At 64.7% G+C, this 25,501-nt stretch carries 26 protein-coding genes; 13 read left to right on the top strand and 13 right to left on the bottom strand.

The genetic code is table 11. The features are described 5' to 3' along the window. Nucleotides 1–108: 108 nt before the first annotated feature. Nucleotides 109–975 (bottom strand): hypothetical protein, encoded by an 867-nt coding sequence (locus tag EOA49_RS04550; protein ID WP_127239528.1) that lies wholly within the window; start codon nt 973–975, stop codon nt 109–111. A gap of 333 nt (nt 976–1,308) precedes the next feature. Between EOA49_RS04550 and EOA49_RS04545 the strand changes: the two genes are divergently transcribed. From EOA49_RS04545 to EOA49_RS04535, 3 genes are all read left to right on the top strand, one after another. Then, nucleotides 1,309–2,142 (top strand): GNAT family N-acetyltransferase, encoded by an 834-nt coding sequence (locus EOA49_RS04545; protein ID WP_095800416.1) that lies wholly within the window; start codon nt 1,309–1,311, stop codon nt 2,140–2,142. Between the two features lie 132 nt (nt 2,143–2,274). Next, nucleotides 2,275–3,045, top strand: coding sequence for an SDR family oxidoreductase (locus EOA49_RS04540; RefSeq protein ID WP_127239527.1), 771 nt, complete (start codon nt 2,275–2,277; stop codon nt 3,043–3,045). A gap of 34 nt (nt 3,046–3,079) precedes the next feature. Further along, the gene (locus tag EOA49_RS04535; protein WP_127239526.1) at nt 3,080–3,841 is read left to right on the top strand and encodes an SDR family NAD(P)-dependent oxidoreductase; all 762 of its coding nucleotides are present in this window, start codon (nt 3,080–3,082) and stop codon (nt 3,839–3,841) included. 36 nt (nt 3,842–3,877) lie between these two features. Here the strand turns inward: EOA49_RS04535 and EOA49_RS04530 are convergent, their stop codons facing one another. The 4 genes from EOA49_RS04530 to EOA49_RS04515 all read right to left on the bottom strand — a co-directional run bounded on the left by EOA49_RS04530 (nt 3,878) and on the right by EOA49_RS04515 (nt 8,574). Next, complete coding sequence (locus EOA49_RS04530) at nt 3,878–4,981, bottom strand: alcohol dehydrogenase family protein (RefSeq protein WP_095800413.1); 1,104 nt, start codon at nt 4,979–4,981, stop codon at nt 3,878–3,880. 68 nt (nt 4,982–5,049) lie between these two features. Further along, nucleotides 5,050–6,429, bottom strand: coding sequence for an aspartate aminotransferase family protein (locus EOA49_RS04525; protein ID WP_095800412.1), 1,380 nt, complete (start codon nt 6,427–6,429; stop codon nt 5,050–5,052). A 36-nt stretch (nt 6,430–6,465) separates the two neighbouring features. Then, a complete protein-coding gene (locus tag EOA49_RS04520) occupies nt 6,466–7,959 on the bottom strand; it encodes an NAD-dependent succinate-semialdehyde dehydrogenase (protein ID WP_127243074.1) in 1,494 nt (497 codons plus the stop codon). Between the two features lie 129 nt (nt 7,960–8,088). Then, nucleotides 8,089–8,574, bottom strand: coding sequence for an Lrp/AsnC family transcriptional regulator (locus EOA49_RS04515; RefSeq protein ID WP_095800633.1), 486 nt, complete (start codon nt 8,572–8,574; stop codon nt 8,089–8,091). 84 nt (nt 8,575–8,658) lie between these two features. On the opposite strand from EOA49_RS04515, the gene EOA49_RS04510 reads away from it, so the two are divergent. The 10 genes from EOA49_RS04510 to doeB all read left to right on the top strand — a co-directional run bounded on the left by EOA49_RS04510 (nt 8,659) and on the right by doeB (nt 18,446). Then, nucleotides 8,659–10,044, top strand: coding sequence for a PLP-dependent aminotransferase family protein (locus EOA49_RS04510; RefSeq protein WP_067326174.1), 1,386 nt, complete (start codon nt 8,659–8,661; stop codon nt 10,042–10,044). 136 nt (nt 10,045–10,180) lie between these two features. Then, complete coding sequence (gene ehuA, locus EOA49_RS04505; protein WP_067326178.1) at nt 10,181–10,966, top strand: ectoine/hydroxyectoine ABC transporter ATP-binding protein EhuA; 786 nt, start codon at nt 10,181–10,183, stop codon at nt 10,964–10,966. A 103-nt stretch (nt 10,967–11,069) separates the two neighbouring features. Beyond that, nucleotides 11,070–11,921, top strand: coding sequence for an ectoine/hydroxyectoine ABC transporter substrate-binding protein EhuB (gene ehuB, locus EOA49_RS04500; RefSeq protein ID WP_067326181.1), 852 nt, complete (start codon nt 11,070–11,072; stop codon nt 11,919–11,921). 187 nt (nt 11,922–12,108) lie between these two features. Beyond that, on the top strand, nt 12,109–12,768 hold the full coding sequence (gene ehuC / locus EOA49_RS04495; protein ID WP_095781183.1) for an ectoine/hydroxyectoine ABC transporter permease subunit EhuC: 660 nt from the start codon (nt 12,109–12,111) through the stop codon (nt 12,766–12,768). A gap of 16 nt (nt 12,769–12,784) precedes the next feature. Further along, complete coding sequence (gene ehuD / locus EOA49_RS04490) at nt 12,785–13,444, top strand: ectoine/hydroxyectoine ABC transporter permease subunit EhuD (protein WP_067002307.1); 660 nt, start codon at nt 12,785–12,787, stop codon at nt 13,442–13,444. A gap of 5 nt (nt 13,445–13,449) precedes the next feature. Further along, entirely contained in the window at nt 13,450–14,226 is a 777-nt protein-coding gene (eutA, locus tag EOA49_RS04485; RefSeq protein WP_067327080.1) for an ectoine utilization protein EutA, read from the top strand. Between the two features lie 12 nt (nt 14,227–14,238). Next, nucleotides 14,239–15,234, top strand: a complete 996-nt coding sequence (eutB, locus tag EOA49_RS04480) for a hydroxyectoine utilization dehydratase EutB (RefSeq protein ID WP_067326187.1) — start codon at nt 14,239–14,241, stop codon at nt 15,232–15,234. Beyond that, a complete protein-coding gene (locus tag EOA49_RS04475) occupies nt 15,231–16,223 on the top strand; it encodes a cyclodeaminase (protein WP_127241151.1) in 993 nt (330 codons plus the stop codon). Before eutB ends, EOA49_RS04475 begins: the two co-directional genes overlap by 4 nt. Before the next feature lie 37 nt (nt 16,224–16,260). Beyond that, complete coding sequence (gene doeA / locus EOA49_RS04470) at nt 16,261–17,439, top strand: ectoine hydrolase DoeA (RefSeq protein WP_127241150.1); 1,179 nt, start codon at nt 16,261–16,263, stop codon at nt 17,437–17,439. Between the two features lie 5 nt (nt 17,440–17,444). Next, nucleotides 17,445–18,446: a N(2)-acetyl-L-2,4-diaminobutanoate deacetylase DoeB gene (gene doeB, locus EOA49_RS04465; RefSeq protein WP_127241149.1), complete on the top strand. Its 1,002-nt coding sequence runs from the start codon at nt 17,445–17,447 to the stop codon at nt 18,444–18,446. A gap of 61 nt (nt 18,447–18,507) precedes the next feature. On the opposite strand, the gene EOA49_RS04460 is transcribed toward doeB, so the two are convergent. The 8 genes from EOA49_RS04460 to EOA49_RS04425 are packed head-to-tail and all read right to left on the bottom strand — an operon-like array spanning nt 18,508 to nt 25,500. Further along, the gene (locus EOA49_RS04460; RefSeq protein ID WP_127241148.1) at nt 18,508–19,785 is read right to left on the bottom strand and encodes an L-fuconate dehydratase; all 1,278 of its coding nucleotides are present in this window, start codon (nt 19,783–19,785) and stop codon (nt 18,508–18,510) included. A gap of 13 nt (nt 19,786–19,798) precedes the next feature. Beyond that, entirely contained in the window at nt 19,799–20,530 is a 732-nt protein-coding gene (locus tag EOA49_RS04455; protein ID WP_127243073.1) for an SDR family oxidoreductase, read from the bottom strand. 18 nt (nt 20,531–20,548) lie between these two features. Further along, nucleotides 20,549–21,001, bottom strand: a complete 453-nt coding sequence (locus tag EOA49_RS04450) for a MaoC/PaaZ C-terminal domain-containing protein (protein ID WP_095777210.1) — start codon at nt 20,999–21,001, stop codon at nt 20,549–20,551. Between the two features lie 8 nt (nt 21,002–21,009). After that, on the bottom strand, nt 21,010–22,083 hold the full coding sequence (locus EOA49_RS04445; RefSeq protein ID WP_127215515.1) for a Gfo/Idh/MocA family oxidoreductase: 1,074 nt from the start codon (nt 22,081–22,083) through the stop codon (nt 21,010–21,012). Further along, a complete protein-coding gene (locus EOA49_RS04440) occupies nt 22,076–22,405 on the bottom strand; it encodes an L-rhamnose mutarotase (RefSeq protein WP_127241882.1) in 330 nt (109 codons plus the stop codon). The genes EOA49_RS04445 and EOA49_RS04440 overlap by 8 nt, the downstream gene beginning before the upstream one ends. 2 nt (nt 22,406–22,407) lie before the next feature. Beyond that, the gene (locus EOA49_RS04435; RefSeq protein WP_127241883.1) at nt 22,408–23,529 is read right to left on the bottom strand and encodes a mandelate racemase/muconate lactonizing enzyme family protein; all 1,122 of its coding nucleotides are present in this window, start codon (nt 23,527–23,529) and stop codon (nt 22,408–22,410) included. Between the two features lie 2 nt (nt 23,530–23,531). After that, nucleotides 23,532–24,629: a sn-glycerol-3-phosphate ABC transporter ATP-binding protein UgpC gene (gene ugpC, locus EOA49_RS04430; protein ID WP_095777214.1), complete on the bottom strand. Its 1,098-nt coding sequence runs from the start codon at nt 24,627–24,629 to the stop codon at nt 23,532–23,534. 4 nt (nt 24,630–24,633) lie between these two features. Then, nucleotides 24,634–25,500, bottom strand: a complete 867-nt coding sequence (locus tag EOA49_RS04425) for a carbohydrate ABC transporter permease (RefSeq protein WP_127241884.1) — start codon at nt 25,498–25,500, stop codon at nt 24,634–24,636. Nucleotide 25,501: the final 1 nt, after the last annotated feature.

Genomic DNA, 25,501 nt, shown 5'->3' with positions numbered 1-25,501 from the left:
TTCACACTTTCCTGGAATTGCTCTGAGCGCCGCGTCATGGTCGAAGCGGCTCAACGGCGCGTCTCTTTGCGCGCCGTCACGGCAAGCTCGGAGCAGGCGCCGCGGCGCTCAGCCTTCGCTCGCGCCGGAAAAACTCGCCTCGAAGGCTGCGTCGACGATGGCGAGCTTGGCTGCCTGGACGGCCATGTATTCGTCGAAGAACTGCCGCGACACCCACATGACGGAATGTCCGCGCTGGCCGACCCAGCCGATGCTGCCGAGCGCCTCGGCGTCGCGGAGCTTGCGCGCCAGATGCGTGCGCGACAGCTTCAGCCAATGCGCAAATTCGCTGATCGAGATGACGCCGGTCGGAATCTTCTCGAGGCTGGCGTCCTCCGGATCGATACCCGACATCAGCCAGTCCATGACGATGCCGCCGTTGTTGAGCCAGATGAACAACGAGAAGGTTTGCTGGGGTTCCCGCACCGGAATGGATGCGAGCAATCCGTCGCAGATCAATGGCTGCAGCTTGGCCAGCATATCGGGGTGTCCGAGGAAAGTCGTCAGCCGGGCTCCGCCATCGATGCGGTCGAGCGTTCGCAAATGGGCATGGATCCAGCCGGTAAAGGTCTCGATGGTGGCCGCGGTCACCCGCAACGGATGAGCCCGGCCATCGCCACGCAACGAAATATATTCGGCGACGTTGTAACGGAGCATTTCCTTGACGAACGCTTCGGCGGTGTTGCGGCTGGCAACTGAATTGCGGCGCACGACCTCGATGAAACGCGCTACGGTCATTTCGGTGCGACGGTCATCGGGGTCGCGCCTGAAATGCAGCGCAAGTCCGACATGGCCGAGCAGCCAGCGCTGCTGAGTGGCAAAAACGGCGGCAAGGCGCGGGCTGGTTTCGTAGATATGGATGAGCGCGCGCGACTGCTCCTTGACACCGCGCAGAGCTGCCGGATGACTGGCGATTTCTTCGGCGCTCAGGGGCATTTCCTCGGGCACTCCATTCAATTCGAAGCAACGACCAAAGAAGATTCCCCGCCTTCCACGGTCGTGTCCAGTTACCCATTGGAACAACAGCTGATGTTTCGACGCGTTCTTGCTAACCCTTTGCATCGATTCGAAAAACCCGGATAATAATTCGCTCGACGGTCTAGCGTTCAATGGGCGGCCTCTTCGCCGAATCGGCGAAGGAGCATCGACGCTTGGGCTTCGTGAGTGGACAGGTCGGCAACGTCCAAAACCGGTCTTTGCAACCTGCTGGCGGCGACCTATCCTGGAGGCTTGAAATCCGTTGCCTCTAGGCCGCCGCCGAGTGAAGCCATGCCGAGAACGATCCGGACGCTGACCGCCAGCGAGGTCGAAACGCTCGTCGAGTGGGCGGCGAGGGAGGGATGGAATCCGGGCATCGACGATGCCGCCGCGCTCAGGGCTGCCGATCCTGAAGGGTTCATCGGCGCCTTCGTCACCGGCGAGATGGTGGCCGGCATCTCGGCCGTCGCCTATGGCGCGGAGTTCGGTTTCATCGGCCTCTATATCTGCCGGCCCGATCGGCGCGGTGAAGGCCATGGCAAGGCGGTCTGGGATGCCGGCATGGCTCGGCTCGGCGACCGCATTGTCGGCCTCGACGGCGTAGCCGAGCAGCGCGCCAACTACCAACACAAAGGCTTCGTGCCGGCTTATGAGACCGTCCGCTTCACCGGTCGTCCGGCCCGACTGACCGGGGGTCGGGAAATCCGGTCCGTTGCCGCCGCCGAGACAGCCGAGATCCTGGCCTATGACCGCCAGTGCTTCCCGGCGCCTCGGGAGGCCTTCCTGCGGGCATGGCTGCGGCCGCCCCGGATCGCGATGATGTCCACTGGCTCGACCGGCCTTGCCGGCTACGGCGTGGCGCGCCGATGCCGCGAAGGTTTCAAGATCGGTCCGCTGTTCGCGGACGACATGGAGACAGCCCTGGCTTTGATGGCGGAACTGACGGGAAGGACGGCAGGCGAGGCGCTGCATATCGACGTGCCGGCCACCCAGATCGGCTTCACCGCCGTGCTTCAGGCTGTCGGCATGGTCCCCGGATTCACGACGACCCGCATGTATCGGGGCGGCAAACCAGGCAATGTGCCGTCGAAGGTTTTCGGCATCACGACACTGGAGCTGGGGTGATCGCGAAGCGAATGGCTTCGGTGCTGTGATCATTGTTTGTCCGGCGTGGCGCATGCGAGATGTCTCTCCGACGTGGTTCGGATGCCGGACTGTGTCTCGCCGCAACGCTCATCGCACAGCGGAGGTTATCGAATGGCTGCAAGAACCGTCCTGATCGCGGGCGGCGCCGGGGGAATGGGTCTTGCGACGGGACTGCGCCTTGCGGCTGACGGTGAGCGGATCGTGCTCGCCGACCTTCCCGGCGCGAAACTCGACGAGGCCGTGTCAAGGATTGCCGCGACCGGTGCGAACGCGATCGGTCTGCCGCTCGACATCCGTTCCGTCGCTGCCTGCCGAGAGGTTGTGAACAAGGCCCGCGAATGGGGAGGCGGCCTGGACATTCTCGTCAACGCCGCCGGCGTCTGGCTCGAGGGAGCGGCAAGCGAGGTCCGCGAAGAGCAATGGGACCTGGTGCTGGACGTCAATCTCAAAGGCGCCTTCTTCCTGATCTCGGCCGCCATTCCGCACCTGTCGGCGGTGCAGGGCGTTATCATCAATATCGCCTCGGACGCGGGCATCGTCGGCAACAACGGCGCGGCGGTCTATTGCGCCTCCAAAGGCGGGCTGGTGCTGCTGACCAAGGCTCTCGCCCTGGAGCTTGCGCCGCACGACATCAGGGTCAACGCCGTCTGTCCTGGCGACACGGCGACGCCGATGATCGAGTATCAGGCAAGGACCTATGGCGGAGATGACCCGGACGGCTACAAGCGCCGGCTCCTTGGGCACTACCCGCAAGGGGAAAGAGCACGGTTCATCGGCGTGGAAGAGATCGCCTCCTTCATCCATTATCTTTGCCAGCCCGGCGCGGCGCCGATCACCGGGGCCGCGCTTTCGATCGATTTCGGCATCAGCGCCGGCTACTGACTCGCGGCATTGGCGTCATCGCCTGGGAGGCTTCATGACCATGTTTCGCAAATCCCGCACGGCGCTGGTGACCGGCGCGGGCGCCGCCGACGGCATCGGCGCCGCGGTGGCGCGTGCGCTCGGAGACGCCGGGCTTGCGGTCGCGATCACCGCCTCGTCGCATCGCGTCGAGCAGCGCGCTGAAGAGCTGCGGGCGGAGGGGCTCGACGTTCGTGCGGTGGTGACCGATCTGACGCGTGCAGCGGATGTCGAGCGGCTCTGCTCGGAGGTCGGCGAAATCGATATCCTCGTCAACAATGCCGGGATGGGAACAGTCGCCCAGCCGGCGCTGCAGCGGCGATTTCTCGATCTCAGCGAGAGCGACTGGGACCGCGGCATCGATGTCAGCCTGAAGACCACATTCCTTGCCACACGCGCATTTCTGGCCGGCATGGTCCGACGCGGTCATGGACGCGTGGTGAACATGGCCTCGGTCACCGGCCCTTACGTCTCCAACGAAGGCGAGGCCGCTTATTCCGCCGCCAAGGCAGGCATGGTCGGGCTGACGCATGCGCTTGCGCTGGAGGTCGGCCGCAGCGGCGTCACCGTTAACGCCGTAGCGCCGGGCTGGATCGCGACGGGCGCCTCGACGCCGGAAGAGCTCCTCGCGGCGCAAAACACGCCGCTTGGACGCGCCGGCACTCCGGAGGAGGTCGCTGCGGCTGTGCTGTTCCTGGCGTCCGACGGCGCCAGCTATGTCAACGGGGCCGTCCTCGTCGTGGATGGCGGCAACATCCTTCAGGAGCGCAAGGGCTGACCGCGAAGGTCAACTAACGGCCGCCGCCATCGGCCGTTACTTGTTCGTGTCGGCAATCGCGTCCGGCACCACCACCAGCTTGCCGACGAAGTCCTTGGCCATGAAGTCGGTCTGGGCGCGGTGGAAGTCCGACAGCTTGTAGACGCCGCCGACCAGCGGGCGGATCTTCTTCTCCTCGATGTAGCGCACGATGCGGCGGAAATCGGCCCTGGTGCCCTGGCTCGAGCCGTGCAGCTGAAGCTGCTTGAGATACATGGTGCGCAGGTCCAACTGCACCACCGGCCCCGCGATGGCGCCTGCGGTGGTGTAGCGTCCCTCGGGCCGCAGGATGCGCAGCAGATCATTGAAGATGGCGCCGCCGACAAGATCGGCGACCACGTCGATGGGTTGGCCAGCGGTCGCTTCGTTGACGGCGGCAGGCAGGTCGGCCACGCCGCGCGTGATCACTTTCTCGGCGCCGATGTCGAGCACCGCTTGCTCCTTGCCCTTGCCGACCACGGCATAGGGAATGGCGCCCCGCGCCCGCGCCAGCTGCACGATGCCGGAGCCGACACCGCCGGAGGCGCCGGTGACCAGCACCCGTTCGCCGGCCTTCAAGCCTGCACGTTCCAGCATCTGCTCGCCGGTGAGATAGGCGCAGCAGAAGGTGGCGAGCTCGACATCGCTCAAATCGGTATTGACGACATGCGCGTTCTCGGCCGGCAGCGCCTGGTATTCGGCATAGCCGCCGTCACGGCCGTGGCCCATATAGTCGATGTCGGCAAGCGAATCGTCGTCACGGTTGTAGATGGAGAAGTCGACCATGACGCGTTCGCCGATGCGCTCGGCGGGTACGCCGTCACCGACGGCGACGATGGTGCCGACCGTATCGGTGCCCTGGATGCGAGGAAAGGTCAGCGTGTTGCCTTGCCGGCGCCAGGTCGATACCGCGGCCGCATCTTCTTCCGTGCCATAGGCGCCCTGGCGCACCCACACGTCGGTGTTGTTCATGCCGCAGGCGCTGACCTTGACCAGCACCTCGCCGGCAGCCGGCGACGGCACCTTCACATCGGTGCGGTAGACGAGTTTTTCCAGGCCGCCGTGGCCGGTGAGCTGCACGGCGGCCATCGTGGCCGGGACGGTTCTGGTCATGGCATTCATGTCAATCTGTTCCTTTGCCTTCGCGCAATTCCCCACGGAAAACCGTTTCACACCTTTCTTGGATTGCCTCAGAGGCTGGCAAACACGCTGTTCACGGCGTCGGCGGTCTTGGCGACGATGGTGTCGGCCTCCTCGCGCGTCAGGCAAAGCGGCGGCGCGAAGCCGAGGATGTCGCCCTGCGGCATGGCGCGGGCGATGACGCCGCTTGCCGCGAGCGCCGTGGCGATCTGCGGGCCCACTTTGAGCGCCGGATCGAAGAAGACGCGATCGTCGCGATCCCTGACGAACTCGACCGCAGCCAGCATGCCGTCGCCGCGGACCTCGCCGACGTTTCTGTGGTCGCCGACGGCCTTGGTTAGCTCGGCGCGGAAATAAGCGCCGGTCTCGCCGGCATTCCTCACCAGATCCATCTCGTCGATCAGTTCGAGATTGGCGACGCCCGCGGCGACGCAGATGGGATGCGCCGAATAGGTCCAGCCGTGGCCCAGCGAGCCCAGCTTGTCGGAACCCCTGACCAGCACCTGCCAGACCTTGTCGGAGACGATGACGCCGGAAAGCGGCGCATAGGCAGACGTCAGGCCCTTCGCGATGGTGATCAGGTCCGGCTTGATGCCGTAATGGTCGGAGCCGAACATGGTGCCGAGACGGCCGAAGCCGGTCACCACCTCGTCGGCGACAAGCAGCACGTCGTATTTGTTCAGCACTGCCTGGATCTTTTCCCAATAGCCGGCGGGCGGCGGCACGATGCCGCCGGTGCCGAGGATCGGCTCGCCGATAAAGGCCGCGACGGTGTCCGGGCCCTCGGCAAGGATCATCTCCTCGAGCTTGTCGGCGCAATATTGCGAAAACTGCTCCTCGCTCATCGAGCGGTCGGCGCGGCGGAAATAATAGGGGGCCTCGGTGTGCATGATCGGCGCGCGCGGCAGGTCGAAGGCGTTGTGGAACAGCTCGAGCCCGGTCAGCGATCCTGTCATGACTCCGGAGCCGTGGTAGCCGCGCCAGCGCGAGATGATCTTCTTCTTCTCCGGCCGACCGAGAACGTTGTTGTAATACCAGATCAGCTTGATGTTGGTCTCGTTGGCGTCGGAGCCGGAGAGGCCGAAATAGACCCTCGACATGCCCTTCGGCGCGCGGTCGATGATCATCTTGGCGAGCGTAATCGAGGCCTCGGTGCCGTGCCCGACATAGGCGTGATAATAAGCGAGGTTCTTGGCCTGCTCGGCAATGGCATCGGCGATCTTGTGGCGGCCATAGCCGACATTGACGCAATAGAGGCCGGCAAAGGCATCGATGCTCTTCTTGCCGGTGTTGTCCCAGACGGTGACGCCTTCGCCGCCGGCCATGATGCGTGCCGGGGACTCGCCCCGCGCATGCGTGCCCATATGCGTCGAGGGATGGAAGAAGTGGTCGCGATCCCAGGCCGAAAGTTCGTTGGACTGTTCGAGCATCTTTTTTCTCCTTGCAGGGAATTCTTCCGGCGTGCGCTAGGCGACGTCCAGACAAAGGTATTTCAGATCGGTGAAGGCTTCGAGGCCATGGCGCGAGCCTTCGCGGCCGATGCCGGACTGCTTGACTCCGCCGAACGGGATCGGCGCGCCGGTGATCTTCACCCGGTTGATCGCGACCATACCGTATTCAAGCGCGCGACCCATGCGCGCCTGGCGCGCGCCGTTCTCGGTCACGACATAGGCGACAAGGCCATATTCGGTAGCATTGGCGCGGGCGACGACTTCCGCTTCCTCGTCGAACGGGGTGACGGCGGCGACCGGGCCGAAGGTTTCCTCATGCATGATCAGCGCCTCGTCCGGCACATCGACGAGCAGCGTTGGCTGATAGAACAGCGGCCCGGCCGCATGGCGCTTGCCGCCGATGAGGCAGCGCGCGCCGCGAGCCAGCGCGTCTGCGACCTGCTCCTCCACCTTCTTGACGGCGCGCTCATGCATCAGCGGGCCGATATCGGCGTCGGGTGAAAGCCCGTTGCCGGTGCGCAGACGCTCGATGCGACGGGCGAGGGCGGCGCAGAAGCGGTCATAGATCTGGCGCTGCACATAGATGCGGTTGGCGGCAAGACAATCCTGGCCGGAGGTGGCGAATTTGGCGTCGAGGGCGATCGTCACCGCCTTTTCGATATCGGCATCACCGAAGACGATCAGCGGCGCATGGCCGCCGAGCTCCATGACCAGTCGCTTCATCGTCGGCGCGCTCTGCGCGGCAATCAGCCGGCCGACGTCGGTCGAACCGGTGAAGCTCATGGCGCGCACCCGGGCGTCAGCGCACATCGCGCCGACGATGGTGCGCGCATCCCCGGTGACAACGTTGAAGACGCCGGCGGGCAGGCCGGCACGCTCGCCGAGCTCGGCCAGCGCCAGCGCCGAAAGCGGCGTTTCCGAGGACGGATGCGCCACCACGGTGCAGCCGGCGGCAAGCGCCGCAGCGGCCTTGCGGGTGAGCATGGCCGACGGAAAGTTCCATGGGGTGACGACGCCGACGACGCCGAGCGGCTCGCGGCGAACGGTCATCTGAGCATTCGGCAAATGGCTGGTGACGCTTTCGGCATTGAGGCGCTTTGCTTCCTCGGCATACCACTCGAGGAAGGAGGCGGCGTAGTCGATCTCGCCCAGCGATTCCTTTAGCGGCTTGCCCTGTTCAAGCGTCATCAGCAGCGCCAGGTCGTCCTTGGCGGCGACGATCAGCTCGAACCATTTTCGCAAGATTCCGGAGCGCTCCTGCGGCAGCGCGGAGCGCCAGGCCGGCAGGGCACGCGCTGCCGCGTCGACAGCCTCCGCCGTTTGGCTTGCGCCGAGGGCGGCAACGAAGGCGACTGTAGCGCCGGTGGCCGGATCGGTGACTGCGAAGCTCGCAGCCGAGTCGCCGGCGGTCCAATGGCCCCCGATATAGCCGAGATCGCGCAGCAGCCGGCGATCGGCGAGACGATCCAGTGCTTCGTGGCGGTGTGGGCGTGCAAAATGCGCGGACATCGTTTGTCTCCCGGTGCCAAGGCGATGCGGAGAGATTAGCCGCGCGACCGAGACAGAGAGGCTTTTTCGTCAGCCGCCAGGAGAGAGATTGTCTCTCATCCCCCGCCGGGCCAGACGATCTCTCCGGCTTCAGCCTGGCAACAGGTCGGCGACAGGCACCACGGACTCCTCCTTCACCGTCTTGGTGACGATGTAGGTGAAGTAGCGGTCGATGCCAATCTCGCGTTCCAGCAGGGCGTCGACCAGCCGCTGATAGGCGTCGATGTCCCGCGCCATCACTTTCACCACATAGTCGACGCCGCCGCCGACCGACCAGCAGGCGACGATCTCGGGCACGTCGCGGATGACCCGCTCGAAACGGTCGAAATCGGCTTGCCGGTGGCTGGCCAATGTCACCTCCATCAGCACGGTCGCCACCGGCGCGATCGCGCGCATGGCGATTGCGGCGTGGTAGCCGGCGACGATGCCGGCCTTTTCCAGCTTGCGCAGCCGCATCCAGCAAGGCGTCGGCGACAGGCCGACCTTCTCGGCCAGCGCCAGCTTGGTGATGCGCCCGTCGCGCTGGATGGCGTCGAGGATCTTGAGGTCGATCGGATCGAGTTTCGCTGCCGCCATGCCGGCCCCGCTTTTTGTTCCGGACACCATGACGATGCATTATTTCGATTGTCAATTGCACTGATTTCGATCTCTAATAAAGTCATGACATTATGGCAGCCAGATCCTGCGCTCATCCGCCGCCCGGCCTACCTCTCGCTGGCCGATCAGTTCGCGCGCGCCATCCATGACGGAAAGCTCGCCAATGGCGCGCGACTGCCGACGCACCGGCGGCTTGCCGACGACCTGAAACTTTCGGTCCAGACGGTCAGCCGCGCCTATGAGGAACTGATCCGCCGCGGTCTGATTGCCGGCGAGGTCGGCCGCGGCAGCTTCGTGCAGACGCAGCGCCGGGAGCCGGAGCCGCCCTACCTTCCGGAACGGTTGGGCGAGGTCATCGACCTCTCGATCCTGAAGCCGGTCTGCGAGCCGATGCATCTGGAGAAGCTGAAGCAGGCGTTGGGGTGGCTGGCCGAGAACCTGCCGTCGAGTTCGGCGCTGTCGTTCCGGCCGAACATGGTGTTCCCGCGTCATCGCACGGTGGCGGTCGAATGGCTGAAGCTCTGCGGCCTCGACGCCTCACCGCAGAACATCAGCCTCACCAACGGCGCCACCGCCGGCATGACGGTAGCGCTGATGAGCGTCGCACCGCCCGGTTCGACGGTCGCCACCGAGGCGATCGGCCACCACACGCTGGTGCCGCTCGCCCGCTATCTCGGCTTCAACCTCGAGGGCCTGCCGATCGACGGCAACGGCCTGGTCCCGGAAGCGTTGGACGAGGCCTGCCGTCTCTCCGGCATTCGCGCTGTTTTCGTCCAGCCATCGGTCATCAACCCGACGGCGAGCTTGATGGACGACAGCCGGCGCGAGCAGATCGCCGCGGTCGCGCGCAAACATGACATCGCCATCATCGAGAACGACGTGCTCGGGCCGCTCGTCGAAGGCCGGCCTCCGGCGGTTGCCGCCTTCGCGCCCGAGCGGACGCTCTACGTCACCTCCTTCACCAAGATCACCGTGCCCGGCCTGCGCATCGGCTATCTCGCCGTGCCCGACCGCTATGTCGCGGCCGTCGCCAACCGCCATCTCGTCTCGAACTGGATGGCGACGCCGATGGTGGCGGAAATCGCGACGCGGTGGGTGAATGACGGCACGGCTTTTGAGTTGGTCAACTGGCAACGCGGGGCGTTGAGACGCCGGCAGGAAATCGCAGCCGAAATGCTGGCCGGCGTCGACTATCGCTCCCATCGCGAAGGGCTGCATCTGTGGCTCGAATTGCCGGGCGACCGCGCCGAGGAGAGCTTCGTTGCGCAGGCGCGCCTGCGCGGCGTGGCGATTGCCCCGGGCACGTCGTTCCGCATCGCCGACACGCCGTGGCATCCGGCCGTGCGCATCTCGCTCGGCTCGACCACCGAAGGGGAACTGCGCTCGGGCTTGAGCGTTGTCGCCAAGCTCCTGCTGGGCGATCCGGAGCATCTTCTGCTCGCCATCTGATGCAAAAGCGGATCGCCAATTGCCCTGAAATTGTGCAGCGCTCGAAAAATTGTCATGATATTATTTTCCTAATTGACATGATTTAGCGCGTTTCGCATCGTTAGGAGCATTGGCCGCTTCAGAACGGGGAAATGGATTGCCCGCGCCCATCATCAAGGTCGACGCCATTTCGAAGAGCTTCGGCGCCTTCAAGGTGCTGGACGGCTTGTCGATGCAGGTCATGCCAGGCGAGAAGCTGGCGCTGATCGGCCCATCCGGATCGGGCAAGACGACGATCCTGCGCATCCTGATGACGCTGGAAAAGATCGACGGCGGCCATATCCAGATCGACGGCGAGCAGCTCTATCACATGGAGCGCAACGGGCAGCTGGTGCCGGCCGACGAGCGGCACCTGGCCAAGATGCGCCAGAAGATCGGCATGGTCTTCCAGCTCTTCAATCTGTTCCCGCACAAATGCGTCATGGACAACGTCACGCTGGCGCCGATGCTGACCAAGGGCGTGGCGCGAGCCGCCGCCGAAAAACGGGCGATGGAGCTGCTCGACATGGTGGGCCTCGCCGATAAGGCGAAGAGCATGCCGGCACAGCTTTCCGGCGGCCAGAAGCAGCGCGTCGCGATCGCCCGCGCGCTGGCGCTGTCGCCCAAGATCATGCTGTTCGACGAGGTCACGTCGGCGCTCGACCCTGAGCTTGTCGAGGAGGTGCTCAACGTCATGCGCAAGCTCGCCGCCGAAACCGACATGACGATGCTGCTCGTCACTCATGAGATGGGCTTTGCCCACGACTTTGCCGATCGCGTGCTGTTCTTCGATCGCGGCAGGATCGTCGAGGAGGGCAAGCCCGATGAGATTTTCCGCCATCCCAAGCAGGAACGAACGCAGGGCTTCCTGAAGAAGATCATCGCGGCCGGCCATCGCGTCTGACCGTCATGCCAGGGCGGCGAAGCCGTCCCGAAAGCCAGAAACGGGTGGCAAGGACGCCATCCGAACCGAGCGAACCAAGAAGAGAAACAAGGAGTTGGGAACGATGAAGAAACTTGGCATCCTGGCTGGCGTCGCCGGTCTCGCCGTAAGCACCATGCTGCTCGCCTCCGGCGCGCGTTCGGCAGACGACGCAAAGCTCGAGCAGCTCAAGCAGCAGGGCTTCGCCCGCGTCGCCATTGCCAACGAGCCGCCTTACACGGCGGTCGCCGCGGACGGCAAGGTCTCGGGCGCTGCACCCGACGTAGCGCGCGAGATCTTCAAGCGCCTCGGCGTCAACGATATCGTCGCCTCCATCTCCGAATACGGCGCCATGATCCCCGGCCTGCAGGCCGGCCGCTTCGACGTCGTCACCGCCGGCCTGTTCATGAAGCCCGAGCGCTGCGCGGCGGTCGCCTATTCCGAGCCGGTGCTGTGCGATGCGGAAGCGATGCTGGTGAAGAAGGGCAACCCCAAGGGTTTCAAGAGCTATGAGGACGTCGCCAAGGACACGTCGGCCACTATCGGCGCGCCGGGCGGCGGCACCGAGGAGAAGCTGGCGCTCAATGCCGGCGTGCCGCGCGACCGCGTCATCGTCGTGCCGGACGGCCAGAGCGGTCTGAAGATGGTGCAGGATGGCCGCATCGATGCCTATTCGCTGCCCGTTCTGTCGATCAACGACCTCATCAAGAAGGCCAATGATCCGAACCTCGAAGTGATCGCGCCGGTGCAGGGCGCGCCGGTCTATTGCGACGGCGCCGCCTTCAAGAAGGGCGACGAGGCGCTGCGCGATGCCTATGACGTCGAGCTCGCCAAGATGAAGAAATCCGGCGAGTTCGCCAAGATCATCGAGCCTTACGGCTTCTCGGCCAAGGCGGCGATGTCGACGACGCGCGAGAAGCTCTGCGCGGCGAAGTAATCTCCCTTCTTCCCGCTTGCGGCGAGAAGGTCACTCGAAGAGCCGGATGAGGGGGCGGCGCGCCAGCATTTCAAGGTCAGCGCTGCCCCTCATCTGCCTGCCGGCATCTTCTCCCCGTGAACGGGGAGAAGGGGCTGTCGCAGCCGTCTCGCAACAACTGCAAAACGTTAGGAAAATTTGAGACTCAATGACCCAGTGGTCCGGCTATCTCGGCCTGATATTGCAGGGAGCGCTTGTCACCATCGAGCTGACGCTGATGGGGTCGGTGCTCGCGCTCGTCATGGCCTTTCTCGCCGGCATGGGACGCGTATCGCGCTTCTTCATCGTGCGCGCGATTGCCACGACCTATATCGAGTTCTTCCGCGGCACCTCGATCTTCGTGCAGCTGTTCTGGGCCTATTTCGTGCTGCCCTTCGCCGGTCTGTCGCTGACGCCTTTGCAGGCCGGCGTGCTGGCGCTGGGGCTCAATGTCGGGGCCTATGCGGCGGAAGTTGTGCGCGGCGCCATCCTGTCGATCGGCCGTGAGCAATATGAGGCCTGCACCGCGCTTAATCTCGGCCGCTGGCAAGGCATGCGCCACGTCATCCTGCCGCAGGCGCTGCTCATCATGCTGCCAACCTTCGGCAACAACGCGATCGAGCTGCTCAAGGCGACCTCGGTCGTATCGCTGATCTCGCTTGCCGATCTCACCTTCCAGGCGCAGGTGGTTCGCTCGCAGACCGGCAGCACGCTGATGCCCTTCGTCTCCGTTCTCGTCATCTATTTCGCGCTCGCGCTGATCATCTCCTGGGGCGTGCGCTCGCTGGAGCGCCGCATGGCGCGCGGTCTCGACGGAGTGCGTGTCTGATGGAATGGGCCCGCTAATGGAATGGGATTGGAACTTTGTCTGGGAGATCATGCCGACCCTGATCCAGGGGGTGAAGATCACGATCCTGGCGACCGTGCTCGGCTCGATCTTGGCCGGGATCGTCGGTCTGGCGATCGCGCTGGCGCGGCGCTCGCCTAACCGCACGGTGTCGCGCAGCGTCGGCTGGTTCGCCGAATTCATCCGCGGCACGCCGCTTCTGGTGCAGCTCTATTTCATCTTCTACGTGCTGCCCGATATCGGCATCCTGCTGCCGCCCTTGGTGGCGGGCGTCATCGGGCTTGGACTGCACTACGGCACCTATACGGCCGAGGTCTATCGCGCCGGAATCGACAATGTGCCGCGCGGCCAGTGGGAGGCTGCCAAGGCCTGCAATCTTAACGGCCGCCACACCTGGACGCATGTCATCCTGCCGCAGGCGATCCCGCCGATGATCCCGGCCTTGGCCAACTACTTCATCGCCATGTTCAAGGAGACGCCGCTGCTTTCGGCGATCACCGTGCTGGAGCTGATGAACCAAGCCAAGAGCGTCGCCAATACCTATTACCGCTACATCGAGCCGATGACGCTGGTTGGCGCCTTCTTCCTCGTCATCAGCCTCTGCTCCGTCGTGCTGTTGCGCTGGCTGGAGCGTCGTTACGGCAGGATCGAGAGATGAAAGTCATGAAACTGTTGCCCGAAATCGAGCTGGCATCGACCCGGCCCGCACTCGATGCGCGTCCGCTCGAAAAGCGCGTCGGGCTGATTGCTTTGGCCACCGATCATACCAGCGAGGTCGACTTCCGCCGCATGGTGGCGAGCGAGCGGATCGGCGTCTATGTCGCGCGCATCCCCTACGCCAATCCGACGACGCCGGACAATCTGCGCAAGATGCAGCCCTCGCTTTCGGCGGGCGCGGCACTGATCCTGCCGGACGAGACGCTCGATGCCGTCTGCTATTCCTGCACGTCTGCTTCCGTGGTGATCGGCGACGCCGAGATCGAGCAGGCGATCCAGGCGGCCAAGCCGAATGTTCCCGTGGTCACGCCGCCCATGGCCGGCGTGCGCGGCCTCAACGCTTTTGGCGTGAAGCGGATCAGCATTCTCACCCCTTACACTGTCGAGACCAGCCGGCCGATGGCCGCCTATTTCGCCGCGCACGGCTTCGACATCGAGAGCGTCACCTGCCTCGGCTTCGAGGACGATCGGGAGATGGCACGCATCGAGCCTACCTCGCTCGTCGATCTGGCGCGCAAGGCGACGCATGCGCAGGCGGATGCGCTGTTCGTTTCATGCACCGCGCTACGCGCGGCGCTCGCCGTTCCAGGCATGGAGGAGGCAATCGGCCGCCCGGTCGTCACCAGCAACCAGGCGAGCGCCTGGAACTGCCTGCGGCTTTGCGGCGACGACACGGCGCGGCCGCAGTTCGGCCGGCTGATGACGAAGCCATTGGCCCGGTGAGCGGGCATGCCAATGACCAAAACGGAAGTCACGCTTCAGCATATCCGCGCTGCGCGCGAACGCATTGCCGGAAAGGTCGAGCGGACGCCGACTGTGTTGTCGCAAAGCCTCTCGGATCGGGCGGGCCATCCCGTTCACCTCAAGCTGGAACATCACCAGACGACCGGCGCGTTCAAGCTGCGCGGCGCGTCCAACGCGATCGCCGCGTTGAGTCCGCGAGAAAGATTGCGCGGGGTGGTCGCGGCATCGACCGGCAATCACGGCCGCGCGCTGGCCCATGCGGCGAAGCTCGAGGGCATGCGCGCGGTGATCTGCATGTCGAAGCTGGTGCCCGAAAACAAGCTCGATGCAATCCGCCGCCTTGGCGCGGATATTCGCATCGTCGGCAACAGCCAGGACGATGCCCAGCAGGAGGTGGACAGGCTGGTTGCGGAGGAGGGGCTGGTCATGCTGCCGCCCTTCGACCATCCGGACATCGTCGCCGGGCAGGGCACGCTGGGGCTGGAGATCTTGGAGCAGGTTCCGGAAGCAGCAAGTGTGCTGGTGCCGCTCTCCGGCGGCGGCCTGGCGGCCGGCGTTGCCGCGGCGGTCAAGGGGGTGAGCCCGGCCACCAAAGTCGTCGGCGTCTCGATGGCGCGCGGTGCCGCGATGAAGGCGAGTCTCGATGCCGGCCGCCCCGTGCAGGTCGAGGAATTGCCGACGCTTGCGGACTCACTCGGCGGCGGCATCGGCCTCGATAACCGGCTGACCTTTGCCATGTGCCGTGAGCTGCTCGACGACGTCATCCTGCTTTCCGAGGACGAGATCGCCGCCGGCATCCGGCATGCCTATGAGGAAGAGCGCGAGATCGTCGAAGGCGCAGGCGCGGTCGGCATCGGCGCGCTGCTTGCTGGGAAGGTCACTGCGAAAGGACCGGTGGTGGCCATCCTGTCTGGCCGCAACATCGACATGAGCCTGCATCGCCGCATCGTCTGCGGCGACGCTGCACTGACGGAGCGCCCCAGATGAGCTGCATGACCATCCTCACCGAAACAGACCTGCGCAAGGTCGTGACGCTCGATCTGGATGCGGTCGCCTGCGTCGAGAACGCCTTTCGGGCTTTGGCGACAATGCCGGTGGCGATGCCGCCGATCTTGAGGCTCGACATTCACGAGCATCGCGGCGAGGTCGACGTGAAGTCCGCCTACGTGCCCGGCATAGATGGCTTCGCCGTCAAGATAAGCTCCGGCTTCTTCGACAATCCGAAGCTCGGCCTGCCGAGCGGCGGCGGCATGATGGTGCTGCTTTCGGCCAAGACCGGTGTGGTCGAGGCGCTGCTGCTCGACAATGGCTATCTGACCGATGTCCGCACCGCCGCAGCCGGCGCGGTCGCGGCCAAGCATCTGGCGCGCGAAGACTCCAGCATAGCGGCGATCTTCGGCGCCGGTTTGCAGGCCGGCCTGCAATTGGAAGCGCTGCGCCTCGTCAGGCCGATCGCGGAGGCGCGCGTCTGGGCGCGCGATGCGGCCAAGGCCGAGGCGACCGCGGCCCGCTTGCGCGAGAGGCTGGGCATCATGGTGCGTGCCGAGCCGGATGCGGCGAGGGCGGCAGCGGGCGCCGACATCATCGTCACCACCACGCCTTCGACCGAGCCGCTGATCAAGGCCGGGTTCGTCTCGGCCGGCCAGCACATCACCGCGATGGGCTCGGATGCCGAGCACAAGAACGAGATCGCGCCGGCGATCCTTCGCCTGGCAGATCTCTATGTCGCAGACAGCGCGAAGCAGACGCGGCGCTTGGGCGAGCTTCACCACGCCATCGAGGCAGGGGCGATGGCGGCCGACGCGGAAGTCACTGAGCTCGGCCAGGTCATCGCCGGGAAAAAGCACGGACGACGATCGGCCGGCGACATCACCATCGCGGATCTCACCGGCACCGGCGTGCAGGACACCGCGATCGCCACCTTTGCCCGCGACCGCGCTGGGGCGGCGAAGACGGGAACGATTTTCGAAAGCTGAATATGGCCGCGAGGCCCAACAAACGAGGACCAACAAAATGCAGCCGAACCTGAAATTCTCGCGAAGCGAATTTGCCGATCGCCTGGCCAAGACGCGGAAAGCCATGGAGGCCAAGGGGGTCGATCTGCTGATCGTCAGCGATCCCTCCAACATGGCGTGGCTGACCGGCTATGACGGCTGGTCCTTCTATGTGCATCAGGCGGTCATCGTGCCGCCTTCGGGCGAGCCGGTCTGGTATGGCCGCGGCCAGGATGCCAACGGCGCCAAGCGCACCGCCTATCTCGCGCATGACAACATCATTGGCTACGCCGATCACTACGTGCAGTCGACCGAGCGGCACCCGATGGACCATCTCGCCAGCGTGCTTGCCGATCGCAGCTGGGACAAGCTGACCATCGGCGTCGAGATGGACAATTATTGGTTCTCGGCGGCTGCCTTCGCCTCGCTGCAGAAGCATCTGCCCAACGCCCGCTTCGTCGACGCCACCGCGCTGGTCAACTGGCAGCGCGCCGTGAAGAGCCCGACCGAGATCGACTATATGCGCAAGGCCGCCCGCATCGTCGAGGCCATGCATCAGCGCATCGTCGACAAGATCGAGGTCGGCATGCGCAAATGCGATCTGGTCGCCGAGATCTATGATGCCGGCACGCGCGGCGTTGAGGGCATCGGCGGCGACTATCCGGCGATCGTGCCGCTCTTGCCATCGGGCGCCGACGCCTCGGCGCCGCATCTCACCTGGGACGACCAGCCGATGAAGGCGGGCGAGGGCACCTTCTTCGAGATCGCCGGCTGCTACAATCGCTACCACTGCCCGCTGTCGCGCACCGTCTTCCTTGGCAAGCCGACGCAAGCCTTCCTCGACGCCGAGAAGGCGACGCTCGAGGGCATGGAGGCGGGCCTTGCCGCCGCCAAGCCGGGCAATGCCTGCGAGGACATCGCCAATGCCTTCTTCGCCGTGCTGAAGAAGTACGGCATCGTCAAGGACAACCGCACCGGCTACTCGATCGGTCTTTCCTATCCGCCGGATTGGGGCGAGCGCACGATGAGCCTGCGCCCCGGCGATCGCACCGAGCTCAAGCCCGGCATGACCTTCCATTTCATGACGGGTCTGTGGCTCGAGACAATGGGACTTGAAATCACCGAATCGATCCTGATCACCGAGACCGGCGTCGAGTGCCTGGCCAATGTGCCGCGCAAGCTGTTCGTCAAGGATTGAGCCCGATGTCAGCTCTGCCTCCATCGCCGATCACGCCGACGGTCGATTTCGAGCGCGACGGTGTCCAGCACGGCTTTCTGCGCCTGCCCTACAGCCGCGACGATTCCGCCTGGGGGTCGGTGATGATTCCGATCTGCGTCGTCCGCAACGGCAAGGGGCAGACGGCGCTGCTCACCGGGGGAAATCACGGCGACGAATATGAAGGCCCGCTGGCGCTCTACGAGCTCGCCCGCACGCTCGACCCGAAGGATGTCACCGGTACCGTCATCATCGTGCCGGCGATGAACTATCCGGCGTTCCGCGCCGGCAGCCGCACCTCGCCGATCGACAAGGGCAACATGAACCGCAGCTTTCCTGGCCGGCCGGACGGTAGCGTGACGGAAAAGATCGCCGACTATTTCCAGCGCGAATTGTTGCCGCGGGCGGACATCGTGTTCGACTTCCACTCCGGCGGAAAGACGCTGGACTTCGTGCCGTTCTGCGCCGCGCATACGCTGCTGGACAAGGAGCAGGAGCAAAAGGCCTTCGCCGCGGTCGAGGCCTTCGCGGCTCCGTTCTCGATGCGCATGACCGAGATCGATACCGTTGGCATGTATGACACCGCGGCCGAGCAGATGGGCAAGGTCTTCGTCACTACCGAGCTCGGCGGTGGCGGCACGGCCCGGGCCGAGACGGTGCGCATCGCTCGCCGTGGCATCCTCAATGTGCTTCGCCATGCCGGCATCGTTGATGGTGCTATCGAGAAAAATCGAACTCAATGGCTCGACATGCCCTCGGGGGACTGCTTTGCGTTTGCCGAGGACGAGGGCATGATCGAGACCATGATCGATCTCGGCGAGAAGGTGGAGGAAGGCCAGGTCGTGGCGCGCATCCATTCGACCGGTCGCACCGGCACCGCGCCCCAGGAGATCAAGGCCAGGATGTCAGGGCTCCTGGCCGCGCGCCATTTCCCCGGCCTGGTCAAGGCCGGCGATTGTGTTGCGGTGCTTGCCGTCGAGGTTGACTGAAGCGCGCCAGGTAGAAGCGACGCCGTAACGCCGCCAAGGCCACCTGCGTTACGGCTCGCATTCAACTGTGGAATAGGTAGGCGGCAATCGAGTCCGGCTTCATCTCGATCGAGAAGCCCGGCGCCGTCGGCGGCATGTAGGCCGCATTCTCAATGACACAGGGCTCGAGGAAATGCTCGTGCAGGTGATCGACATACTCGATCACCCGTCCATCCTTGGTGCCCGACACCGCGATATAGTCGATCATCGACAGATGCTGGACATATTCGCACAGGCCGACGCCGCCGGCATGCGGCCAGACCGGCAAGCCGAACTTGGCGGCGATCAGAAGCACGGCCAGCACCTCGTTCAGGCCGCCCATGCGGCAGGAATCGATCTGCACGACGTCGATCGCGCCGCCGGCGATGAACTGCTTGAACATGATGCGGTTCTGGCACATCTCGCCGGTCGCAACCTTGATCGGCGCCACCGCCTTGCGGATCTTGGCATGGCCGGCGACATCGTCCGGGCTGGTCGGCTCCTCAATGAAGAAGGGCTTGGCGAAGGCAAGATGGCGCAGCCAGTCGATCGCCTGGTCGACCTCCCAGACCTGATTGGCGTCGATCATCAGGTAACGGTCCGGACCGATCACCTCGCGGGCGATCCTGAGGCGGCGGATGTCGTCGGCGCGATCGCGGCCGACCTTCAGCTTGATGTGATTGAACCCCTCGTCGACTGCTTCCTGGCAGAGGCGCCTCAGCTTGTCGTCGGGATAGCCGAGCCAGCCGGCCGATGTGGTATAGCAGGCATAGCCTTCGCGCTCGAGGCTGGCGATGCGCTCGGCCTTGCCGGCCTCGGCCTTCCTCAGGATCTCCAGCGCTTCGGCCGGCGTGATCGCATCGGTGAGATAGCGGAAGTCGACGATGCGCACGATCTCTTCCGGGCTCATCTCGGCGACAAGGCGCCAGACCGGCTTGCCGGCTTCCTTGGCCCAAAGATCCCAGACCGCATTGACAACCGCGCCGACGGCGAGGTGCATGGCGCCCTTGTCCGGGCCGATCCAACGCAATTGGCTGTCGCCGGTCACGTGGTGCCAGAAGCGGCTGGGATCTTGCTTGACCCAGTCCAAGTCGATCCCGACGACGAGATGGCGCAGCGCCTCGATCGCCGCGCAGCAGATCTCGTTGCCGCGGCCGATGGTGAAGGTGAGCCCGTGGCCGCTAAGCCCCTCGCTATCGGCGTCGAGGATGACATAGGCGGCCGAATAATCGGGGTCCGGATTCATCGCGTCCGACCCGTCGAGGCTCTGCGACGTCGGGAAGCGCAGATCGAAGACGCGAAGATCGGTAATGCGGGTCATGCTCGGTGCCTCATCAGATCGACCAGCCGCCGTCGATATTATAGGCCTGCCCGGTGGTATAGGTGGCGCCGGCGAGATAGACGGCAAGATCGGCGATCTCCTCCGCCGTGCCCAGCCTTCCCATCGGCTGGCGGGAGATGAAGGCGGCACGGGCGGCCTCATAGTCGCCCTGCGCCCGCATGCGGCTTTCGAGCGAGGGGCTCTCCACCGTGCCGGGGCAGATCGCGTTGCAGCGAATGCCTTTGCCGACATAGTCGGCGGCGATCGACTTGGTCAGCCCGATCACGGCCGCCTTGGTCACGCCATAGGCGAAGCGGTTCGGCACGCCTTTCGGGGCGCCGGCGACCGAGGACATGTTGATGATCGCCCCATCGCCGCGCTCCAGCATGCCGGGCAGCACGGCGCGGATGGTGCGGATCATGGCGCGCACATTGAGGTTGAACGCGAAGTCGAGGTCCTCGTCCTTCATCTCCAGGATCGAGCCGGAGTGGACGAAGCCGGCGCAGTTGAACAGCACATCGACGCGGCCGATTTTGGCGAAGGCGGCCTTCACGGCGTCGTCGTTCAGCACGTCGAGCTTGCGACTGACGATGCCTTTGTGGCCGCCGAGATCGGCCAGCGCCGCTTCATTGATGTCGGTGGCGTGGACGATCGCGCCAGCCTTGGCGAAAGCCAACGCGCTAGCCCGGCCGATGCCTTGCGCAGCGGCCGTTACGACCACCACCTTGCCTGTCAGATCAGCCATGTTGTTTTGTCTCCGTCTTCAGCCGAGCCGGGGGCGCCGCTCGACGATATAGATGTGATCGGCGGCCAGCACGACTTCGTCGCGCTGGTTCAAAACCTCGACGCGTTCGATGACGCGCCCGGAGTCCGGCCGCTTCGGATCGTCTTCCTTCGCGGCGATCGTCGTGCGCGTGCGGATCGTGTCGCCGATGAAGACCGGCTTGATGAAGCGCAGCCTGTCATAACCGTAGGAGAAGGCGACCGGGTTGATGACGCTCGCGGTCAGGCCGACGCCGACCGAGAACACCAGCGTGCCATGCGCGATGCGCTGGCCGAAGGGCGTCGTCTTCATGAACTCGGCGTCCATGTGGTGCGGAAAGAAATCGCCGGTGTGGCCGGCATGGACGACAAAGTCGGTCTCGGTGATGGTGCGGCCGCTGGTCAGCCGCGACGAGCCGATCTCGTAGTCGTCGAAATAGGTGACCTGTTCCATGCCGTTCCTTACGGTTTTGCGGTGAGCGGCGTCGCCGGCGCGGCGCTCGAACGATAGGCGGCTTCCACCAGTGCCATGGTGTTCCAGGCATCTTCGACGGAGCTGACCAGCTCTTTGTCTTCCCCGGAGGCGAAGCGCTGCACATTGGCCATGCGCCCGACAAAGGCGTCGGGGAACCATTCGCCGGTGAGCGGCACGCCGACCCAATCGGAGCCGCCTTTAGGATGGATTTCCAGCACGTCGGGCTCACCGCGCGGATAGTCGAGATTGAGGCCAAGCTTGACGTAGGCGGCGCCCTCGGTGCCGCAGATACGGAACTCGCAGGCCTGATGCCGCCGTCCGAACTTATGATCGTGGTTGATCGAGAGCGCGCAGCGCACCGTGTCGCCATAGTCGAGGATGGCGCTTGTCCGGGTCTGCGCGACCTTGTGATTGGGATGGCCGAGCGTCTTGGCATGCACGCCCTTCGGGTCGCCGAGAAGCTGCCGGATCAGGTCGAGATAGTGGATCGAATGCATGGCGATCTCGACACGCGGCGCCGCGAGCAGGAATTCCCAGAGCTGCCACGGCGTTGCGAGCGCCAGCCAGGCATCGAAGTCGACGACCTCGCCAAGCCAGCCCTTGGCGATCGCGTCCTTCAGCGCCAGCATCATCGGCGCGAAGCGAAGCTGGAAATTCGCTGCAGCCTTGAGCTTCTTGGCGCGACAGATTTCAAGGATCTCGGTTGCCTCGCCAAGGTAGTTGCCCATCGGCTTCTGGATCAATGCGACCGCGTCGTCGGGCAGGGCCTTCAGCACCTCGGCGTGCCGGCCGGGCGGCGTTGCGAGATCGAAGATCGCATCCTTGACGGCAGCCGCTTCGTCCACCGAGCCGAATGCCGTCACGCCCCATTGTTCGGCCAGTTTCCGAGCCTTGGCCTGGTCCGGATCGTAGAGACCCACCACTGGAAAACCAGCCTTGCGATAGGCCGGGAAATGCGCATCGCCAACGATCGAGCCGGCGCCGAAGGTGACGATCGGACGCGGCTTTGCAGGCATCGGCCAGGATTGCGCCAGCGAGGCGGGATCGAAGGCATCAGTCATGGTGGAAGACTTCATCCATCGTCGCCCACCACTCGCCCTCCTGCCTTGTCGGCAAGGGTTCCTGGCATGGCATGCAGACCGACCACCATTCCTGGGTCTTCGGATCGGCGGCCATCTTGGCCATGTCGGCGGCATAGTCGGTGCCGTGATACTCGAAATAGGAGAACAGCAGGTTCTCCGGCCGCTTGAGGTAGATCGAGTAGTTCTTGATGTTGCAGGCGGCGATCATCTCGAGCACGTCCGGCCAGACGGCGGCGTGCAGGCGCACATATTCCTCGACCTTTTCCGGCTTCAGGCCAAGCACCATGCCCATTCGGTGCATTCTCAGTTCCTCCGTTCCGTGACGGTGACGCTGAATTCGGCGATGCTCAGGGCCCTGATCGCATCGAAATCCCAGTCGATGCCGAGGCCCGGCTCGTCCGGCGCCAGCGCGTGGCCGTTTTCGATCACCATCTTCTTGCCCGTCAACTCATCCAGCTGCGGAATATATTCCACATATTTGCCGTTCGGCACCGCGCAGGCCAGGCTGACATGCAGTTCCATCAGGAAATGCGGGCAGATCGGCATGTCGAAGGCTTCCGCCATATGCGCCACCTTCAGCCAGGGCGTGATGCCGCCGATGCGGCCGACATCGACCTGGACGATGCTGCAGCCGCCCTTCTGCATATATTCGCGGAAATGGCGGATCGAATAGAGCGACTCGCCGACGGCGATAGGCGTCGCCGTCGAATTCGATAGCCGCACATGGCCGTCTATGTCGTCGGCCGGCAGCGGTTCCTCCATCCAGGCGAGATCGAGATCGCGCAGCCGCTCGGCGCGCCGGATGGCTTCGTCGACGGTAAAACCCTGGTTGCAGTCGGTCATGATCTCATAGCCGTCGCCGACCGCTTTGCGCACGGCCGACAACCGGGCAAAATCCTCGGCGCCGTGCGGCTTGCCGATCTTGACCTTCGAGCCGGTGAAGCCTTTCGCCTTGGCGGCCAGCGCATCTTCGACAAGCGCGTCAGTCTCGATGTGCAGCCAGCCGCCTTCGGTGGTGTAAAGCGGACAGCGGTCCTTGGCGCCGCCGGCGAGCTTCCAGAGCGGCAGCTTCTGCTTCTTCGCCCGAAGGTCCCAGAGCGCAGTGTCGATGGCGGCGAGCGCGATGGCCGTGATGGCGCCGATGGTGGTGGCGTGCGTGGCGAATTCGAGATCGTGCCAGATGGCCTCGATCCGGTCGGCATCCTCACCGATCAGGCGCGGCGCGAGGTGGTCGGCCAGAAGCCGCATCACCGAAGAGCCGCCGGTGCCGATCGTGTAGCTGTAGCCGATGCCGACCGCCCCGTCGACGTCGGTGATGGTGACGATCGGCGTCTCCTGGCTGACGAAACTCTGGATGGCGTCGGTGCGCTTCACCTTCGGCACCAGATCAACCATTGCAAGCTCGACTTTCTCGATCTTCGCCATCGTCAGGCCCTCAAGGATTTGCCGGTTTCCGCGGAAAAGAGATGCGCCTGCGACAGGTCGAAGCTCATCGCCACGCGATCGCCCGCCCGCAATGGCCTCGGGTTCAGCATCCGCGAAACCCAGTCGCGGCGGTCGAATTCGGCGAACACCAGCGTCTCGTTGCCGAGCGGCTCGGTCACCGTCACCGGCAGCTCGATCTCGTGGACGTCAGCGGCATCGCCCGAATGCAGGCCGTGGCCCACGGGGTAGAGGTCGTCGGGACGCAGGCCGAACACTACCTTGTCGCCGGCGTTCACCTTGGCCTTGAAGCGGCCGGGCAGCGGCAGGCTCTGTCCGCCGGAAAAGACGATCTTGCCGTCGTCCACGGTCGCCTCCTGCAGGTTCATCGGCGGCGAGCCGATGAAGCCCGCCACGAAGCGCGTCGCCGGCCGCTGGAAGACCTCGTCCGGCGTGCCGACCTGCTCGATGTTGCCGTCGCGCATGATGACGATGCGGTCGGCGAGCGTCATCGCTTCGACCTGGTCGTGAGTGACGTAGATGACGGTGGACTTCACCTTGGCGTGCAGCTTCTTGATCTCGGTACGCATCTGCGTGCGCAGCTTGGCGTCGAGATTGCTGAGCGGCTCGTCGAACAGGAAGACGTCCGGATCGCGCACGATGGCGCGGCCCATGGCGACGCGCTGGCGTTGGCCGCCGGAAAGCTGGGAGGGGCGGCGCTCGAGCAGCGCGTCGAGGCCGAGAATGGCCGAGGCCTCGGCGACGCGACGGTCCATCTCTTCCTTGGGCGCGCCGGCGATCTTCAGCGAGAAGCCGAGATTTTCGCGGACCGTCATGTGCGGATAAAGCGCGTAGGATTGGAACACCATCGAGATGTTGCGCGAACGCGGCGGCAGATCGTTGACGATGCGGTCGCCGATCTCGATCGTGCCGCCGGAGATGTCTTCCAGCCCGGCGATCATGCGCAGCGTGGTCGACTTGCCGCAGCCGGACGGCCCGACCAGCGCGATGAATTCGCGGTCGGCGACATCGAGGTCGATGCCGTGCACGATCTCCATGTTGCCGTAACGCTTGGTCAGTTTCTTGAGCGAGACAATCGCCATCGGATCAACCTTTCACCGCGCCGGAAGTCAGGCCGCCGACGAGGTGTTTCTGGACGATGAAGGTAAGGAGCAGCGCCGGGATGATCATCACCACCGCCAGCGCGCACATGCCGCGCCAGTCGATGGTGAATTCGGCGGTGTAGTCGAGCAGCCCGACGGGGAGCGTCTTGGAATTGATCGAGCGCGTCAGCTGCGAGGCGAGCGCGAATTCGTTCCAAGAGGTAAGGAAGGCGAAGATGCCGGCCGACGCGATGCCTGGCCCGGCGAGTGGAAACTCGACCTGCCAGAAGGCCTGCCAGCGCGTGCAGCCGTCGATTTGCGCGGCCTCGGCGAGATCCTTCGGCACTTGGCGGAAGAAGCCGTCGATCAGCCAGATGGTGAACGGCACATTGAGCGCGACATAGGCGAGGATCAGGCCGAAATGCGTGTCGATGATGTCGAGCCGCGCATAGACGAAAAACAGCGGCAGCGACAGCGCGATGCCGGGCACGGTGCGGGTCAGCATCAGGCCGAGGAACATCGCCGACTTGCCGCGGAAACGGTAGCGCGCGAAAGCGTAGCCACCGGCCATGCCGATGGCGATGGCAATGACGGTCGAGGTCACCGAGATGATCAGGGAATTGCGGAAATAGTCGAAGACGGGGATGCCGCCCTTGCCGACACCGCTGAACATGGCGACGTAGGCATCGAGCGAGACCTGCTGCGGGATCCAGACCGGCGGCTTGGCCAGGATCTCGACCGTCGGCCGCAGCGAGGACAGCACGATCCAGATGCCGGGCAGACAGATCAAAAGCATGGCGAGGAACAGGCCGACGCGGTGGGCGACGACGCCGGCGCGGCGCTTCAGGCGGGCGGATGTGTTGGCGTCCATC

It is taken from the genome of Mesorhizobium sp. M1A.F.Ca.IN.020.04.1.1, from assembly GCF_003997315.1.
Classification (GTDB): Bacteria; Pseudomonadota; Alphaproteobacteria; order Rhizobiales; family Rhizobiaceae; genus Mesorhizobium.
The sequence above is the reverse complement of the archived record's forward strand: the minus strand, read 5'-3'. Positions and strand labels throughout refer to the sequence as shown.

Excerpts from the sequence above, each read along its gene's own strand:
- EOA49_RS04520 (WP_127243074.1), bottom strand. The coding sequence starts at position 7,959 with ATGTCCGCGCATTTTGCACGCCCACACCGCCACGAAGCACTGGATCGT.
- ehuD (WP_067002307.1), top strand. The coding sequence starts at position 12,785 with ATGGAATGGGATTGGAACTTTGTCTGGGAGATCATGCCGACCCTGATC.
- EOA49_RS04450 (WP_095777210.1), bottom strand. The coding sequence starts at position 21,001 with ATGGAACAGGTCACCTATTTCGACGACTACGAGATCGGCTCGTCGCGG.
- EOA49_RS04530 (WP_095800413.1), bottom strand. The coding sequence starts at position 4,981 with ATGAATGCCATGACCAGAACCGTCCCGGCCACGATGGCCGCCGTGCAG.
- EOA49_RS04440 (WP_127241882.1), bottom strand. The coding sequence starts at position 22,405 with ATGCACCGAATGGGCATGGTGCTTGGCCTGAAGCCGGAAAAGGTCGAG.
- ehuC (WP_095781183.1), top strand. The coding sequence starts at position 12,109 with ATGACCCAGTGGTCCGGCTATCTCGGCCTGATATTGCAGGGAGCGCTT.
- EOA49_RS04540 (WP_127239527.1), top strand. The coding sequence starts at position 2,275 with ATGGCTGCAAGAACCGTCCTGATCGCGGGCGGCGCCGGGGGAATGGGT.
- eutA (WP_067327080.1), top strand. The coding sequence starts at position 13,450 with ATGAAACTGTTGCCCGAAATCGAGCTGGCATCGACCCGGCCCGCACTC.
- EOA49_RS04545 (WP_095800416.1), top strand. The coding sequence starts at position 1,309 with ATGCCGAGAACGATCCGGACGCTGACCGCCAGCGAGGTCGAAACGCTC.
- ugpC (WP_095777214.1), bottom strand. The coding sequence starts at position 24,629 with ATGGCGATTGTCTCGCTCAAGAAACTGACCAAGCGTTACGGCAACATG.
- EOA49_RS04550 (WP_127239528.1), bottom strand. The coding sequence starts at position 975 with ATGCCCCTGAGCGCCGAAGAAATCGCCAGTCATCCGGCAGCTCTGCGC.
- doeA (WP_127241150.1), top strand. The coding sequence starts at position 16,261 with ATGCAGCCGAACCTGAAATTCTCGCGAAGCGAATTTGCCGATCGCCTG.
- doeB (WP_127241149.1), top strand. The coding sequence starts at position 17,445 with ATGTCAGCTCTGCCTCCATCGCCGATCACGCCGACGGTCGATTTCGAG.
- EOA49_RS04535 (WP_127239526.1), top strand. The coding sequence starts at position 3,080 with ATGACCATGTTTCGCAAATCCCGCACGGCGCTGGTGACCGGCGCGGGC.
- EOA49_RS04510 (WP_067326174.1), top strand. The coding sequence starts at position 8,659 with ATGACATTATGGCAGCCAGATCCTGCGCTCATCCGCCGCCCGGCCTAC.
- EOA49_RS04455 (WP_127243073.1), bottom strand. The coding sequence starts at position 20,530 with ATGGCTGATCTGACAGGCAAGGTGGTGGTCGTAACGGCCGCTGCGCAA.
- EOA49_RS04460 (WP_127241148.1), bottom strand. The coding sequence starts at position 19,785 with ATGACCCGCATTACCGATCTTCGCGTCTTCGATCTGCGCTTCCCGACG.
- EOA49_RS04425 (WP_127241884.1), bottom strand. The coding sequence starts at position 25,500 with ATGGACGCCAACACATCCGCCCGCCTGAAGCGCCGCGCCGGCGTCGTC.
- EOA49_RS04435 (WP_127241883.1), bottom strand. The coding sequence starts at position 23,529 with ATGGCGAAGATCGAGAAAGTCGAGCTTGCAATGGTTGATCTGGTGCCG.
- EOA49_RS04515 (WP_095800633.1), bottom strand. The coding sequence starts at position 8,574 with ATGGCGGCAGCGAAACTCGATCCGATCGACCTCAAGATCCTCGACGCC.
- EOA49_RS04525 (WP_095800412.1), bottom strand. The coding sequence starts at position 6,429 with ATGCTCGAACAGTCCAACGAACTTTCGGCCTGGGATCGCGACCACTTC.
- ehuB (WP_067326181.1), top strand. The coding sequence starts at position 11,070 with ATGAAGAAACTTGGCATCCTGGCTGGCGTCGCCGGTCTCGCCGTAAGC.
- EOA49_RS04475 (WP_127241151.1), top strand. The coding sequence starts at position 15,231 with ATGAGCTGCATGACCATCCTCACCGAAACAGACCTGCGCAAGGTCGTG.
- EOA49_RS04445 (WP_127215515.1), bottom strand. The coding sequence starts at position 22,083 with ATGACTGATGCCTTCGATCCCGCCTCGCTGGCGCAATCCTGGCCGATG.
- eutB (WP_067326187.1), top strand. The coding sequence starts at position 14,239 with ATGACCAAAACGGAAGTCACGCTTCAGCATATCCGCGCTGCGCGCGAA.